This window comes from Pseudomonas sp. BN415 (assembly GCF_029871195.1).
In the GTDB taxonomy this organism is placed as follows: Bacteria; Pseudomonadota; Gammaproteobacteria; order Pseudomonadales; family Pseudomonadaceae; genus Metapseudomonas; species Metapseudomonas resinovorans.
In genome coordinates, this window is sequence record NZ_SSOK01000066.1 from 169,284 (window position 1) to 183,853 (window position 14,570).

A 14,570-nucleotide genomic window follows, 5' to 3' on the forward strand; every position below is an offset into this window, starting at 1 on the left:
GGGGCAGTAGCGGTGCGTGGGTTACCTTGCGCAAGTTGATGGCCAGATGAAGTGCGACGGCGAGAATCACCGCAAGGAGGCTGGCGAGGACGGCCGGCTGCTCGCCGATTGCCGGCAGAGGGGCCAGGAGAATCAGGGTCTGCAGGATCACTGCCAGTACCAGCAGGGCGGAAACCAGGTTCTGCAGTTGGTTGTGAAGGCCTTTGGCCCAGGCCGGAACCACCGGCGCCAGCAGCAGGTTGAGCAGGCCGCAGAAGGCCAGGTAAAGCGCATCGGGTTGTTGCAGGTAGGGGAGGGCGTCAGCGCGCAGGCTGGGAATGAAGGATAGCAGCAAAGCGGCAGCGCCCGTCAACAGATGGACGATTTTCAGTATGTTCAATGGATTCACCTTGGAAACGGAATCTCTAACGGAAGAGCCGGGCCACGCGAGATGAAGAGGGCATGCCATCGGCCTATGCCGCAGGTCGCTGGATCGACATGCGGCACCGGCTGTATTTAACAGGAAAGGAGAGGGCTACTCAAATCAAGCGGTTAGCGCTTCTACCGTGGCTGGCGGGTGCACCTGGTTGCGGCCATTGCGCTTGGCCTGATAGAGGGCGTCGTCGGCCCGGGTGAAAAGGCTTTCCAGGGTGTCGCCGGGTTCCGCCAGGGCCAGGCCGAAGCTGGCGGTGATCGTGTCGAGCACTTGATCTGTGCGACGGACTTTCACGCGCAGTGCTTGCATCTTGTTGCGCAGTTGCTCGGCAAAGGTCCTTGCAGCGTCCAGGTCCTGGCAGTCACGCAGTACCACACAGAACTCTTCGCCGCCGTAGCGGCCAGCCATGGCGCGCGGTGGCAACAGCTCCCGCAGCAGCTGCCCTACGTGTTGGAGCACGCGATCGCCCAGTGGATGGCCGAACTGGTCGTTGAATTGCTTGAAGTGGTCGATATCCAGCATCACCAGCGCCAGGCCTTCCTGGCCGCCTTTCAGGGATTGCTCCAGCAGGCGAGTGAACGCCTGGCGGTTGAATACCTGGGTCAGGCCATCCAGGGTGGCGGCCAGTTGCGCGCGTTCCAGTTGGTTGCGCAGGTTCTGGATTTCCGCCTGTGCAGCGCGCAGGCGATAGAGGAACTGCTCCTGCTGCTCCTGCATCAGTTGGGTGCTTTCCTGGAGATGGTTCAGCACGCTGGGTAGATCGTCGATAATGGGTTCGTGCAGGGCGGCCAGTCCCGCAGTCAGGCTGCTTTGGTAGGCCTGGCTGCCATTGACGCTGCGGCTGACGTCGCCCTCGATGTCGTCCACCAGGTCGATGACCTGTTGCTGGCCATGACGCGCCTCGTCCAGTTCTCCGCGAATGATGTATTCGCGGAACAGCTTGATGGCTGACTCCGGCGGGAAGATGTCGAAATCGTTGGTGATCTTGTCCAGTCGGCGGTTGAGGTCCGGCTCCAGACCCTTGCTGTAGGTGTACCAGAGGGCGTAGTGCACCGGGTTTGGCGGTATTGCATGGCGCACCATGTGAGGAATGGCCTGCTTCAGCAGGTCGGCCGCCTCACGGGTTTCTTCGGGGAAAAGCTCAAGCAGCGACGGATGTTTCGGAGGCTTGCTCATGCACTTCACTGTGGCGAGATATCGAATTGCCAGAGCATAGATCAGGCGGGCTTTCGCGCATAGCGAAAGGCCCGGCTTTCCCGGGCCTATTTTATGTGCCTGTCAGGTCAGGCGGCGAGCAGGCTGCGGAGCATCCATGCAGTCTTTTCGTGGACTTGCATGCGCTGGGTCAGCAGGTCGGCGGTGGGTTCGTCGCTGACCTTGTCCAATAGCGGGAAAATACCGCGGGCGGTACGCACGACGGCCTCCTGGCCTTGGACCAGTTGCTTGATCATGTCCTCGGCAGCTGGTACGCCTTCTTCTTCCTTGATGGACGACAGGCGGGAGTAGGCAGCGTAGGTGCCGGGCGCTGGGAAGCCCAGGGCGCGGATACGTTCAGCGATGGCGTCCACTGCCAGGGAGAGTTCGTTGTACTGCCCTTCGAACATCAGGTGCAGGGTGTTGAACATCGGCCCGGTGACGTTCCAGTGGAAGTTGTGAGTCTTGAGATAGAGGGTGTAGGTGTCGGCCAGCAGGCGGGATAGGCCCTCTGCGATGGCGGCGCGATCCTGTTCCGCGATTCCGATGTTGATTTCCATACCAGTTCTCCTCTCGGTAGCTTGTGGCCCGGACCAGGGCCGTGATGGGCAAAGCCTAACACGGGGTGCTTAGGGGGTAGCCTTGTCTTCTATCAATGAAGGCGATGTTCAGAAGTCATTGGCCTGCACGGGGTTCAACTCTTTTTAAGCAGTTTGCCCAGCAGGCGAGGGTAGTTGGCAGGTAGCAGGCGCTGCAGGTGGTCGAGAAAGCGGGCATCGGCACCGACCATGATGCGCGGCTGACCGGCCTTTATGCCCTTGATGATGATCTGTGCGGCTTGATCCGCAGAGGTGCGCGCCAGTTTGTCGAAGCGGGCCGCGGCCTTGGTGGCGTCGGTCCTGCCATCGATGCCCTGATAAAAGCGTGCCGAGCGGGCGATGTTGGTTCGGATGCCCCCGGGATGGACGCAGCTGACCTTGATCGCGGTGCCGCAGAGTTCCTGGCGCAGTGCTTCGGTGAACCCGCGCACCGCGAACTTGCTGGCGTTGTAAGCGCCCTGAGTGGGCATGCTGACGATGCCGAAGATGCTCGACACGTTGATGATGTGGCCTTCGCCCCGGCTCAGCAGGTGAGGCAGGAACGCCTTGGTCCCGTGGACCACGCCCCAGAAATTAATGCCCATCAGCCACTCGAAATCGTCGTAGCGAAGTTCGGCGATGGTCTGCGACACCGCCACGCCGGCGTTGTTGATCACAAGGTGGGCGTGTCCGTGGTGGGTCAGTACGCTGCAGGCGAAGGCGTGTACGGCGTCGCGGTCGGAGACGTCCAGCGGATGGGTGGAGAGTTGCCTGCCTTCTCGACGCAGGGGCGCGGCAGTGGCTTCGAGGCCCTCGGCATCTATATCTGCGAGAGCGAGGTGGCAGCCCTGCTCGGCCAACTGGTTAGCCAGGGCGCGACCGATGCCGGAGCCAGCCCCCGTGATTACTGCGACTTTCCCTACAAGCGACTGCATCTCCGCTCCTTCCTGGTGTGCTTCGCGTCCGTCTGTCGGGCGAGTGTTGGCGAGATTAGACACTGCCCTGCGGCCCAGCAAGCGACCCCGCTCTCGATCAGGGTTTCCGGGGTGGTGGGGCGGGCGGCTGCGCGGTGACAATTTACGCTATATAATCCCGCTCTTTGCCGCGAACCCCGGCCTGTCCGGCAGGGGGTTGCACCTCCGCCGGATGCTCTGCCGTCCTTCGGTGGGCGGACGTACTCACGACTCAAGAGAAGCGAAACACGACCATGATGCGCAGCCACTATTGCGGCCAACTGAACGAGAGCCTGGACGGCCAGGAAGTCACCCTCTGCGGTTGGGTACACCGCCGCCGCGACCACGGCGGGGTCATTTTCCTCGATATCCGTGACCGCGAAGGCCTGGCCCAGGTGGTGTTCGACCCGGATCGCGAAGAAACCTTCGCTCGCGCCGACCGCGTCCGCAGTGAATTCGTGGTCAAGATCACCGGCAAGGTCCGCCTACGTCCGGAAGGCGCGCGCAACGCCAATATGGCGTCTGGCGCCATCGAAGTACTGGGCTACGAACTCGAAGTCCTGAATCAGGCCGAGACTCCGCCCTTCCCGCTGGACGAGTACTCCGACGTGGGTGAAGAAACCCGTCTGCGTTACCGCTTCATCGACCTGCGCCGTCCGGAAATGGCAGCCAAGCTCAAGCTGCGCGCGCGCATCACCAGCAGCATCCGCCGCTATCTGGACGAGAACGGTTTCCTCGACGTGGAAACCCCGATCCTGGGTCGTCCGACTCCGGAAGGCGCCCGTGACTACCTGGTGCCGAGCCGCACCTACCCGGGTCACTTCTTCGCCCTGCCGCAGTCGCCCCAGCTGTTCAAGCAACTGCTGATGGTGGCCGGCTTCGACCGCTACTACCAGATCGCCAAGTGCTTCCGCGACGAAGACCTGCGTGCCGACCGCCAGCCGGAGTTCACCCAGATCGACATCGAGACCAGCTTCCTGGATGAAAGCGACATCATCGGAATCACCGAGAAGATGGTGCGCCAGCTGTTCAAGGAAGTGCTGGATGTCGAATTCGACGAGTTCCCGCACATGCCGTTCGAAGAAGCCATGCGTCGCTACGGTTCCGACAAGCCGGACCTGCGTATTCCGCTGGAGCTGGTTGACGTTGCCGACCAGCTGAGCGCAGTGGAATTCAAGGTCTTCTCCGGTCCGGCCAACGATCCGAAGGGCCGTGTTGCCGCCCTGCGCGTGCCGGGCGCCGCCTCCATGCCGCGCAGCCAGATCGACGACTACACCAAGTTCGTCGGTATCTACGGTGCCAAGGGTCTGGCCTACATCAAGGTCAACGAGCGCGCCAAGGGCGTCGAGGGTCTGCAGTCGCCCATCGTCAAGTTCATCCCCGAAGAGAACCTCAATGTGATCCTCGACCGCGTGGGTGCGGTTGATGGCGACATCGTGTTCTTCGGCGCCGACAAGGCCAAGATCGTCTGCGACGCCCTGGGCGCGCTCCGTATCAAGGTCGGCCATGACCTCAAGCTGCTCACCAAGGAGTGGGCGCCGATGTGGGTCGTGGACTTCCCAATGTTCGAAGAGAACGACGATGGCAGCCTGACCTCGCTGCACCACCCGTTCACCTCGCCCAAGTGCACTCCGCAGGAGTTGGAGGCCAATCCGGCCGCGGCCCTTTCCCGCGCTTACGACATGGTGCTGAACGGCACCGAGTTGGGCGGTGGCTCCATCCGTATCCACGACAAGTCCATGCAGCAGGCGGTGTTCCGTGTGCTGGGCATCGACGATGCTGAGCAGGAAGAGAAGTTCGGCTTCCTCCTCGACGCCCTGAAGTACGGTGCTCCGCCGCACGGTGGCCTGGCCTTCGGCCTGGACCGTCTGGTAATGCTGATGACCGGCGCTTCGTCGATCCGCGAAGTCATTGCCTTCCCGAAAACCCAGAGCGCTGGTGACGTCATGACCCAGGCTCCGGGTGCTGTGGATGCAAAGGCCCTGCGCGAGTTGAACATCCGCCTGCGCGAACAGGCCAAGGCCGAGTAAATAGAACCAACCCGAGACGGCGCCAGAAGGCGCCGTCCGTTCAGAGAGTACGGAGTGAGTTATGGCTGGTCATTCCAAATGGGCCAACATCAAGCACCGCAAAGAACGCCAGGACGCCAAGCGCGGCAAGATCTTCACGAAGCTCATCCGTGAGCTCACGGTAGCTGCCAAGCACGGCGGTCCGAGCCCGGCGGACAACCCGCGTTTGCGCCTGGCCGTGGACAAGGCGCTGACTGCGAACATGACCCGCGACACCATCGATCGGGCCATCGCTCGCGGCGCCGGTTCCAACGACGCCGATAACATGGTCGAGCTGAGCTACGAAGGTTATGCGCCGAGCGGCGTGGCCATCATCGTCGAAGCCATGACCGACAACCGTAACCGCACCGCGGCCGAAGTGCGTCACGCCTTCAGCAAGTGCGGCGGCAACCTGGGCACCGATGGCTCGGTTGCCTACATGTTCGACCGCAAGGGGCAGATCAGCTACGCACCGGGTGTCAATGAAGAGGCCTTGATGGAAGCAGCGCTGGAAGCTGGCGCTGACGACGTCGTGGCCGAAGAAGACGGTTCCGTCGAGGTCTACACCACCTTTGCCGACTTCCTCTCGGTGAACGAGGCCCTTACCGCCGCTGGCTTCAAGGGCGACGAGGCCGAGGTGGCGATGATCCCGTCGATCACCGCGCCAATCGCTGATCTGGAAACGGCGCAGAAGGTGTTGAAGCTGATCGACATGCTGGAAGACCTGGACGACGTCCAGAACGTCTATCACAACGCTGAAATCTCCGACGAGATCATGGAGCAACTCGGCTGATTGCTTGCGTGATCTCGAAGCCGGAAGTCGCCCCGTGCGCTTCCGGCTTTTTTGTTGGTGAGCCGGTCCGTATACTCGTGGCTGGATAAATAAACAGTGTGCTGGCCTTGGGTCGGCTCGTGGAGCTTGCGGCGGCATGACCCTGATTCTTGGTATCGACCCCGGCTCGCGCATCACCGGCTACGGTGTGGTTCGCGACACCGGGCGCGGCTGCGAATACATCGCCTCGGGCTGCATCCGCACCGGCGCCGGTCCGCTGCATGAACGCTTGCAGATTGTCTTTCGCGGCGTGAGCGAGGTCATCCGCACCTTCGAGCCCGTGACCATGGGCATCGAACAGGTGTTCATGGCGCGCAACGCCGATTCCGCGCTCAAGCTGGGCCAGGCTCGGGGTGCCGCCATAGTCGCGGCAGCCGAGGCTGGTCTGGAAATCGCCGAGTACACGGCTAGCCAGGTCAAGCAGGCCATCGCTGGAACCGGCGGCGCCGACAAGCAACAGGTCCAGATGATGGTCATGCACCTGCTCAAGTTGGTGCAAAAGCCGCAGATCGACGCCTCGGATGCTCTGGCCATTGCGCTGTGCCACGCGCACCACCGGCAGAGTCTGATTCCCCATGGTCTGGCCACCGCCAAGCGGCGGGGCGGCCGTCTCCGTTTGTAATCAATACATAGGACGCTATTCGTGATTGGACGCCTGCGCGGCAACCTGGCTGAGAAGCAACCGCCGCACCTGATTCTCGACGTCAACGGGGTGGGCTATGAGCTGGAAGTGCCCATGACCACACTTTATCGCCTTCCGTCGGTAGGTGAGCCGGTGACCCTGCACACCCATCTGGTGGTGCGCGAGGACGCTCATCTGTTGTACGGCTTCTTCGAGAAGCGCGAGCGTGAGTTGTTCCGTGAGTTGATTCGGCTGAACGGAGTCGGTCCCAAGTTGGCCCTGGCCCTGATGTCCGGCCTGGAAGTGGACGAGCTGGTGCGCTGTGTGCAGGCCCAGGATACGTCGACCCTGGTGAAGATTCCTGGCGTCGGCAAGAAGACCGCCGAGCGTCTATTGGTAGAACTCAAGGACCGCTTCAAGGCCTGGGAAAGCATGCCGGCCATCGCCACCCTGGTGGTCGAACCCCGGGTTGGCGTGGCAGTCTCCAGTGCCGAGAGTGATGCCTTGGCTGCGCTTATCGCTCTTGGCTTCAAGCCCCCGGAGGCCAGTCGCGCGGTGTCCGCCATCAAGGAGGAAGGGTTGTCCAGTGAAGAAATGATCCGCCGCGCCCTGAAAGGAATGGTGTAAATCCGCATGATCGAAGCCGACCGCCTGATCACCGCCAGCAGCCGCGACCGCGACGAGCAGCTGGACCGTGCCATCCGCCCGCTGAAACTGGCCGACTATATCGGCCAGCCGGTGGTGCGCGAGCAGATGGAGCTGTTCATCCAGGCTGCCAAAGGGCGGAGCGAGGCCCTCGACCACACCCTGATTTTCGGCCCGCCCGGCCTTGGCAAGACCACGCTGGCAAACATCATCGCCAGTGAAATGGGCGTGGCCATCAAAAGTACCTCCGGCCCCGTGCTGGAGCGCCCAGGCGATCTGGCGGCATTACTGACCAACCTGGAAGCCGGCGACGTGCTCTTCGTCGACGAGATTCATCGCCTCTCGCCCATAGTCGAAGAAGTGCTCTACCCGGCAATGGAAGATTTCCAGCTCGACATCATGATCGGCGAGGGCCCGGCAGCGCGTTCCATCAAGCTTGACCTGCCGCCCTTCACGCTAGTGGGCGCCACCACGCGCGCGGGCATGCTGACCAACCCATTGCGCGACCGCTTCGGCATTGTGCAGCGCCTGGAGTTCTACAACACCCAGGACCTGGCCACGATCGTTGCCCGATCCGCCGGCATCCTCGGCCTGCACATTGAGCCCGAGGGGGCCTTCGAGATTGCCCGTCGCGCCCGCGGCACGCCGCGTATCGCCAACCGCTTGCTGCGCCGGGTGCGCGATTTCGCCGAAGTGCGTGGGCAGGGCGAGATCACACGCGTCATCGCCGACAAGGCCCTGAACCTGCTGGATGTCGACGAGCGTGGCTTCGACCACCAGGACCGGCGTCTATTGCTGACCATGATCGACAAGTTTGATGGCGGTCCGGTGGGTGTCGACAACCTGGCTGCGGCCATCAGTGAGGAACGTCACACGATCGAGGACGTGCTCGAGCCCTACCTGATCCAGCAGGGCTACATCATGCGCACGCCACGGGGGAGGGTGGTGACCCGTCATGCCTACTTACACTTCGGGCTGAACCTGCCCAAGCGGATGGCGGAAAATCCGACAGCCGATCTGTTCGGCTCGGGTGACGAATAGACGCTTTCGTGGTCGAAGCGCTCGGCAAGGACTGAGCCATGAAAAAACAGTTGCCCCGCCGGATTGGCAACCTTAGGAGTAAGCACTAGAGTATGCGCGCGCAAAATGGGGCCCAGCCATTCCAGCATCGTTGTCGTGTCTATTACGAGGACACTGATGCGGGTGGCATCGTCTACTACGTCAATTATCTCAAGTTCATGGAGCGGGCTCGTACCGAGTGTCTGCGCAGTCTGGGCTTTGCCCAGTCGGAGCTGGCCGGGGAGAACCTGCTGTTCGTCGTGCATTCGGCTGAGGCGCGCTATGTGGCGCCCGCGAAGCTGGACGATGAGTTGGATGTCAGTGCCGAGGTAATTGAGTTGAACCGTGCCAGCCTGCGTTTTCGTCAACAGGTCAGGCGAGCTGCCGATGGCGCATTGCTATGCGAAGGGCAGTTCCTGATTGCCTGTGTACGTGCCGACAGTTTGAAACCCCGGGCGATTCCCGAAGCGCTGCGTTCAGCCTTCGCCGCCGACCCGGGTCTATTCCCAGCAGGAGATTAAGCGTGGAAGCCAACGTCGTCGACCATACCTCCATGTGGAGCCTGATCAGCAACGCCAGTATCGTGGTGCAGCTGGTCATGCTGACCCTGGTGGCCGCCTCGGTCACCTCCTGGATCATGATTTTCCAGCGCAGCAACATGCTGCGTGCCGCCAAGAAGTCCCTGGAAACCTTCGAAGAGCGTTTCTGGTCCGGTATCGATCTGTCCAAGCTCTACCGTCAGGCCGGCAGTAATCCGGATCCGGACTGCGGCGTCGAGCAGATCTTCCGTGCCGGCTTCAAGGAGTTCTCCCGACTGCGCCAGCAGGCTGGCGTGGACCCGGACGCCGTGATGGAAGGCGTTGCCCGAGCGATGCGCGTGGCCATTTCCCGCGAAGAAGAGAAGATCGAGCAGAGCCTGCCCTTCCTCGCGACAGTGGGTTCCACCAGCCCTTACATCGGCCTGTTCGGTACTGTCTGGGGCATCATGAATTCCTTCCGCGGCCTGGCCCAGGTGCAGCAGGCGACCTTGGCCACTGTGGCACCCGGCATCGCCGAAGCACTGATCGCCACCGCGATCGGCCTGTTTGCCGCGATCCCGGCCGTAATCGCCTACAACCGCTTCTCCGCTCGTGGTGAGACCCTGATCAGTCGCTACTACACCTTCGCCGACGAGTTCCAGGCCATCCTGCACCGCAAAGTGCACACCAGCGACGAGTAAGTCGCCGGGCCCCTGAGAGGAAAGGTTTAAAGCCATGGCCAGAACCCGCCACAAACGCAAACCGGTCGCCGAGATGAACGTCGTGCCTTACATCGACGTCATGCTTGTGCTGCTGGTGATCTTCATGGTCACCGCGCCCATGCTCAACCAGGGCGTGAAGGTCGACTTGCCCAAGGTCTCCAGCGAGGCCTTGCCACAGGACAACGACTCCCGCGTGCTGACCATCTCCATCAAGGCCGACAAGACGTACTACTGGAACATGGGCGAGGAAGTCGACCCCGACCAGGGCAAAGGCAGCGAAACCGCTACTGCGCTGCCGCAACTGGTACAGACAGTCACTGCGATCATGAGCCAGAACACCAGCCAGGGTAAGAAGGTGCAGGTCTTCGTGCGCGGCGACAAAGCCGTCGACTACGGCTCCGTCATGGCTGTCATGGGCGGCCTGCAGCAGGCCGGCGTGGGTAATGTCGGGCTGATCACCGAGGCGCCCTGATGCAACAGCAGAGCGAACGCTCCTCCTCGGAAAGCTATTTCTGGCCGACTGTCTGGGCCGTGTCCCTGCACGCGCTGATGTTCGGCATGCTGTTCGTCAGCTTCGCCTTCACTCCGGAACTGCCGCCATCCCGGCCCATCGTGCAGGCCACCCTGTACCAACTGAAGTCCCAAAGCCAGGCCACTACGCAGACCAACCAGAAGATCGCTGGCGAGGCCAAGAAGACTTCTGCACCGCAGTTCGAGACCGAACAGATGGAGCAGAAGAAGGCCGAGGAACAGAAAGTCGCCGCGGCCAAGGCGGCGGAACAAAAGAAAGCCGAAGAGGCTCGAAAGGCCGAGCAGGCTGAGAAGAAGGCCGAGGAGGCCAAACAGGCGGCCGAAGCCAAGAAAGCCGACGAAGCGAAGAAGGCTGAACAGAAGAAGCTCGCCGACGTCGCCAAGAAGAAAGCGGAAGAGGAAGCCAAGAAGAAGGCTGCCGAAGACGCCAAGAAGAAAGCCGCGGAAGAGGCCAAGAAAAAGGCGACGGCCGAAGCAGCCAAGAAAAAGGCTGCCGAGGATGCGAAGAAGAAAGCCGCCGCCGATGCTGCGAAAAAGAAAGCAGCGGAGGAGGCCAAGCGTAAGGCTGCCGAGGACAAGAAAGCCGCGGCGCTGGCTGAGTTGCTTTCCGAGGACGTCGGTCGCCAGCAAGCACTGGCTGATGAAGTGGGCGACCAGGTCGCGGGCAGTCTTGATGACCTGATCATCAAACTGGTGAGCGAGCAGTGGCGTCGCCCGCCATCGGCACGTAATGGCATGAGCGTAGAGGTACTGATCGAGATGCTGCCCGATGGCACCATCACCAACGCCAGTGTCACTCGCTCCAGCGGTGATGCGCCCTTCGACAGCTCGGCCGTGAGTGCGGTCCGCAGCGTCGGGCGCATTCCCGAGATGCAACAATTGGATCGCGCTACCTTTGACCAGATGTACAGGCAGCGCCGCATCATCTTCAAACCGGAGGATTTAGGTCTGTGAAAACCCTGATTCGTATCGCCCTGATCGGAGTGGCCATGCTGGTCGGCTCTGTCCAGGCTGCCGACCCGCTGGTGATCACCAGTGGTACCGACCGGGCAACCCCGATCGCCGTGGTGCCCTTTGGCTGGCAGGGCGGTACCGTGCTGCCCACCGACATCTCCGAAGTCGTCGGCAATGACCTGCGCAACTCCGGCTACTTCGAGCCGATTCCGCGCCAGAACATGATCAGCCTGCCGAGCCAGGCCAGCGAAGTCATCTACCGTGACTGGAAGGCCCTGGGCGCCCAGTACGTGCTGGTAGGCAGCATCGTTCCGGCTGGCGGCCGTCTGCAGGTGCAGTTCGCCCTGTTCAACGTCACCACCGAACAGCAGGTCCTGGCCGGCAACGTCAGCGGTACCAACGACCAGCTGCGCGACATGGCCCACTACATCGCCGACCAGTCTTTCGAGAAACTCACCGGCATCAAGGGCGCATTTTCTACCCGCATGCTCTACGTGACCGCTGAACGCTTCTCGGTGAACAACACCCGCTACACCCTGCAGCGCTCCGACTACGATGGCCAGCGCGCCGTTACCCTGCTGCAGTCCCGCGAGCCCATTCTGTCGCCGCGCTATGCGCCCGATGGCCGCCGCATCGCTTACGTATCCTTCGAGCAGAAGCGCCCGCGCATCTTCATCCAGCACATCGATACCGGCCGCCGTGAGCAGATCACCAATTTCGAAGGCCTTAACGGCGCCCCGGCCTGGTCGCCGGAAGGCAACCGCCTGGCGTTCGTGTTGTCTCGCGATGGCAACCCGGAGATCTATGTGATGGACCTGGGAAGCCGCCAGATGCGCCGTGTGACCAACAACATGTCGATCGACACCGAACCCTTCTGGGGCGCGGATGGCCAGACCATCTATTTCACCTCGGATCGTGCGGGCAAGCCTCAGATCTACAAGGCCAACATCAACGGCGGCGAGCCGCAGCGTGTGACCTTCGTGGGCAACTACAACGCCAACCCGAAGCTCTCGGCTGACGAGAAGATGCTGGTGATGATCCACCGTCAGGATGGCTTCACCAACTTCAAGGTGGCTGCCCAGGATCTGACCCGCTCGGGCAGTGCTCCGCGCATCCTTTCCGGCACTTCGCTGGACGACTCGCCCACTGTTGCGCCCAATGGCACCATGCTAATCTACGCAACTCGCCAGCAGGGGGGCGGCGTACTGATGCTCGTGTCTACAAACGGGCGCGTACGGGTCCCGATTCCCACAGTTCAGGGTGACATTCGCGAACCGTCCTGGTCGCCGTACCTGAACTGAAGCGGTCACAAAAAATACCTTTGCTAAACACACCTGGGGTTCATTAGGAGTTACATGATGGAAATGCTGAAATTCGGCAAATTTGCCGCTCTCGCTCTGGCCATGGCCGTAGCTGTTGGTTGCTCGTCCAAAGGCGGCGAAGGCACCGGTGAAGGCGCTGTTGATCCGAACGCTGGCTACAACGCCGGTGGCAGCGGTGTAGACGGCAGCATGAGCGAAGAAGCCGCTCTGCGCGCTATCACCACCTTCTACTTCGAGTACGACAGCTCCGACCTGAAGCCGGAAGCCATGCGCGCTCTGGACGTACACGCCAAAGACCTGAAGGCCAACGGCAACCGCGTTGTCCTGGAAGGCCACACCGACGAGCGCGGCACCCGCGAGTACAACATGGCTCTGGGTGAGCGTCGTGCCAAGGCTGTTCAGCGCTACCTGGTTCTGCAGGGCGTTTCCCCGGCTCAGGCTGAACTGGTTTCCTACGGCGAAGAGCGTCCGGTTGCCACTGGCAACGACGAGCAGTCCTGGGCGCAAAACCGCCGCGTAGAACTGCGTAAGTAATTCGCGATGCGCAAGTCCAGTCGTGCTTTGACTTTCCTGGCCCTCTCCAGTTTGCCGTTCTCGGTGCTGGCTGAGGTTCCCGTGGTGGATAACAACGCCGGTTACGGCACCAGTTACCCGCCGGCCGGTTACGGCACGACTGGCGCTGCCTACGCCGGGACAGGGGCTCCAGCGGCTCCTGTCTCAGCGCAGGGCGAGCTGTTCATGCAGCTCCAACAAATGCAGGAAGAGATTGCTCGCCTGCGCGGCATGCTCGAGGAGCAGCAGTACGAGATCCAGCGCCTGAAACAGGAAAGCCTGGAGCGTTACCAGGACCTCGATCGCCGTGTTTCCGGTGGTGCTGCCGCCGGCGCACCGGTAGCCCCGAATTCTCCTGCCGCTGGCACACCCGCCGCCAACGGCGCCCCGGCCGCGCCCGCGCAGCAACCGGCTGCCAGCAGCGAACCGGGCGACCCCGCGAAGGAAAAGCTCTACTACGACGCGGCCTTCGACCTGATCAAGCAGAAAGACTTCGATAAGGCCAGCCAGGCCTTCAACGCCTTCCTGCGCAAGTACCCCAATAGCCAATATGCCGGTAACGCGCAGTACTGGCTGGGGGAAGTGAATCTTGCCAAAGGCGATCTGCCTGGTGCCAGTCAAGCCTTTGCCCGCGTTGGACAGGCTTATCCGCAGCATCCGAAGGTGCCGGACTCCCTGTATAAACTGGCGGATGTCGAGCAGCGCCAGGGCAACACTGCCAAGGCCAAGACCATCCTTCAGCAGGTGGTCACTCAGTTCCCCGGCAGTTCCGCTGCGCAGCTCGCTCAACGAGACCTGCAACGCCTGCCCTGACTTCGGGTCGCCGAATCACGAAAACCCGCGCCAGTCGCGGGTTTTTTCGTTAGAATCGCCGGCCTCCAACCTTCATTCCCGCAACGGAGGCGGATGGCCTGTTTAGCCGTCACGCCCGTGGCTGATATGCATCAAACCCTGCGAATTACCGAGATTTTCTACTCGCTGCAGGGGGAAACACGTACCGCCGGATTGCCGACGGTTTTCGTGCGCCTGACCGGCTGCCCCCTGCGTTGTCAGTACTGCGATACCGCCTACGCATTCAGCGGCGGCGAGATCATGACGCTCGACGCCATCCTCGAACGTGTTGCCGCCTTCAGGCCACGCTATATCTGCGTCACTGGCGGTGAGCCGCTGGCCCAGCCGAATTGCATCCCGCTGCTGCAGCGCCTGTGCGATGCCGGTTACGAGGTCTCCATTGAAACCAGTGGCGCCCTCGACGTTTCCGCCGTGGACCCGCGGGTGAGCAAGGTGGTCGACCTGAAAACCCCCGGTTCAGCCGAGGTCGGTCGCAATCGCTACGAGAATATCGCCTACCTGACGGCCAACGATCAGGTGAAGTTCGTCATTTGCTCCCGCGAGGACTATGACTGGGCGGTGTCCAAGCTGATCGAGTACCGCCTCGATCAGCGCGCCGGTGAGGTGCTGTTCTCTCCCAGTCATAAGGAAGTGAGCGCGCGCGACCTGGCGGACTGGATCGTGGCCGACAACCTGCCGGTGCGTCTGCAGCTGCAGCTGCACAAAATCCTCTGGAACGACGAGCCGGGTCACTGATCCGGCGCGATTGCGCACCTTGCCTGCCTGTGCCTCCA

Annotated in this window: 16 protein-coding genes and 1 pseudogene; 13 read left to right on the forward strand and 4 right to left on the reverse strand. The window is 61.9% G+C overall.

What is annotated here, in order from left to right; all coding sequences use genetic code 11:
- Positions 1 to 49: 49 nt before the first annotated feature.
- From E8F20_RS24905 to E8F20_RS24920, 4 genes and pseudogenes are all read right to left on the reverse strand, one after another.
- Positions 50 to 448: pseudogene (locus tag E8F20_RS24905) on the reverse strand (cold shock domain-containing protein membrane protein); the annotation flags it as partial.
- 75 nt (positions 449 to 523) lie between these two features.
- On the reverse strand, positions 524 to 1,591 hold the full coding sequence (locus tag E8F20_RS24910) for a GGDEF domain-containing protein (protein ID WP_280286137.1): 1,068 nt from the start codon (positions 1,589 to 1,591) through the stop codon (positions 524 to 526).
- Positions 1,592 to 1,698: 107 nt separating this feature from the next.
- Positions 1,699 to 2,169, reverse strand: coding sequence for a Dps family protein (locus E8F20_RS24915; protein ID WP_280286138.1), 471 nt, complete (start codon positions 2,167 to 2,169; stop codon positions 1,699 to 1,701).
- 134 nt (positions 2,170 to 2,303) lie between these two features.
- The gene (locus E8F20_RS24920) at positions 2,304 to 3,122 is read right to left on the reverse strand and encodes an SDR family NAD(P)-dependent oxidoreductase (protein ID WP_280286139.1); all 819 of its coding nucleotides are present in this window, start codon (positions 3,120 to 3,122) and stop codon (positions 2,304 to 2,306) included.
- A gap of 272 nt (positions 3,123 to 3,394) precedes the next feature.
- Between E8F20_RS24920 and aspS the strand changes: the two genes are divergently transcribed.
- From aspS to queE, 13 genes are all read left to right on the forward strand, one after another.
- Positions 3,395 to 5,170 (forward strand): aspartate--tRNA ligase, encoded by a 1,776-nt coding sequence (gene aspS, locus E8F20_RS24925; RefSeq protein WP_280286140.1) that lies wholly within the window; start codon positions 3,395 to 3,397, stop codon positions 5,168 to 5,170.
- Between the two features lie 61 nt (positions 5,171 to 5,231).
- Positions 5,232 to 5,981, forward strand: coding sequence for a YebC/PmpR family DNA-binding transcriptional regulator (locus E8F20_RS24930; protein ID WP_028627593.1), 750 nt, complete (start codon positions 5,232 to 5,234; stop codon positions 5,979 to 5,981).
- Positions 5,982 to 6,117: 136 nt separating this feature from the next.
- Entirely contained in the window at positions 6,118 to 6,642 is a 525-nt protein-coding gene (gene ruvC, locus E8F20_RS24935; RefSeq protein WP_028627594.1) for a crossover junction endodeoxyribonuclease RuvC, read from the forward strand.
- A 21-nt stretch (positions 6,643 to 6,663) separates the two neighbouring features.
- Positions 6,664 to 7,269 (forward strand): Holliday junction branch migration protein RuvA, encoded by a 606-nt coding sequence (gene ruvA, locus E8F20_RS24940; protein WP_280286141.1) that lies wholly within the window; start codon positions 6,664 to 6,666, stop codon positions 7,267 to 7,269.
- A gap of 6 nt (positions 7,270 to 7,275) precedes the next feature.
- Complete coding sequence (gene ruvB / locus E8F20_RS24945) at positions 7,276 to 8,328, forward strand: Holliday junction branch migration DNA helicase RuvB (RefSeq protein ID WP_028627596.1); 1,053 nt, start codon at positions 7,276 to 7,278, stop codon at positions 8,326 to 8,328.
- Between the two features lie 92 nt (positions 8,329 to 8,420).
- The gene (gene ybgC, locus E8F20_RS24950; protein WP_280286142.1) at positions 8,421 to 8,867 is read left to right on the forward strand and encodes a tol-pal system-associated acyl-CoA thioesterase; all 447 of its coding nucleotides are present in this window, start codon (positions 8,421 to 8,423) and stop codon (positions 8,865 to 8,867) included.
- Between the two features lie 2 nt (positions 8,868 to 8,869).
- Positions 8,870 to 9,565 carry a protein TolQ gene (gene tolQ, locus E8F20_RS24955; RefSeq protein WP_028627598.1) on the forward strand — a complete coding sequence of 232 codons (696 nt, stop codon included), beginning with the start codon at positions 8,870 to 8,872 and terminating at the stop codon, positions 9,563 to 9,565.
- A 34-nt stretch (positions 9,566 to 9,599) separates the two neighbouring features.
- On the forward strand, positions 9,600 to 10,058 hold the full coding sequence (gene tolR, locus E8F20_RS24960; RefSeq protein ID WP_028627599.1) for a protein TolR: 459 nt from the start codon (positions 9,600 to 9,602) through the stop codon (positions 10,056 to 10,058).
- Positions 10,058 to 11,071 carry a cell envelope integrity protein TolA gene (gene tolA, locus E8F20_RS24965; protein WP_280286143.1) on the forward strand — a complete coding sequence of 338 codons (1,014 nt, stop codon included), beginning with the start codon at positions 10,058 to 10,060 and terminating at the stop codon, positions 11,069 to 11,071. Before tolR ends, tolA begins: the two co-directional genes overlap by 1 nt.
- A complete protein-coding gene (gene tolB, locus E8F20_RS24970) occupies positions 11,068 to 12,372 on the forward strand; it encodes a Tol-Pal system beta propeller repeat protein TolB (RefSeq protein ID WP_028627601.1) in 1,305 nt (434 codons plus the stop codon). The genes tolA and tolB overlap by 4 nt, the downstream gene beginning before the upstream one ends.
- 57 nt (positions 12,373 to 12,429) lie before the next feature.
- On the forward strand, positions 12,430 to 12,927 hold the full coding sequence (pal, locus tag E8F20_RS24975) for a peptidoglycan-associated lipoprotein Pal (RefSeq protein WP_028627602.1): 498 nt from the start codon (positions 12,430 to 12,432) through the stop codon (positions 12,925 to 12,927).
- A gap of 6 nt (positions 12,928 to 12,933) precedes the next feature.
- The gene (ybgF, locus tag E8F20_RS24980) at positions 12,934 to 13,758 is read left to right on the forward strand and encodes a tol-pal system protein YbgF (RefSeq protein ID WP_280286144.1); all 825 of its coding nucleotides are present in this window, start codon (positions 12,934 to 12,936) and stop codon (positions 13,756 to 13,758) included.
- Between the two features lie 126 nt (positions 13,759 to 13,884).
- The gene (gene queE / locus E8F20_RS24985; RefSeq protein WP_280286145.1) at positions 13,885 to 14,532 is read left to right on the forward strand and encodes a 7-carboxy-7-deazaguanine synthase QueE; all 648 of its coding nucleotides are present in this window, start codon (positions 13,885 to 13,887) and stop codon (positions 14,530 to 14,532) included.
- Positions 14,533 to 14,570 lie beyond the last annotated feature (38 nt).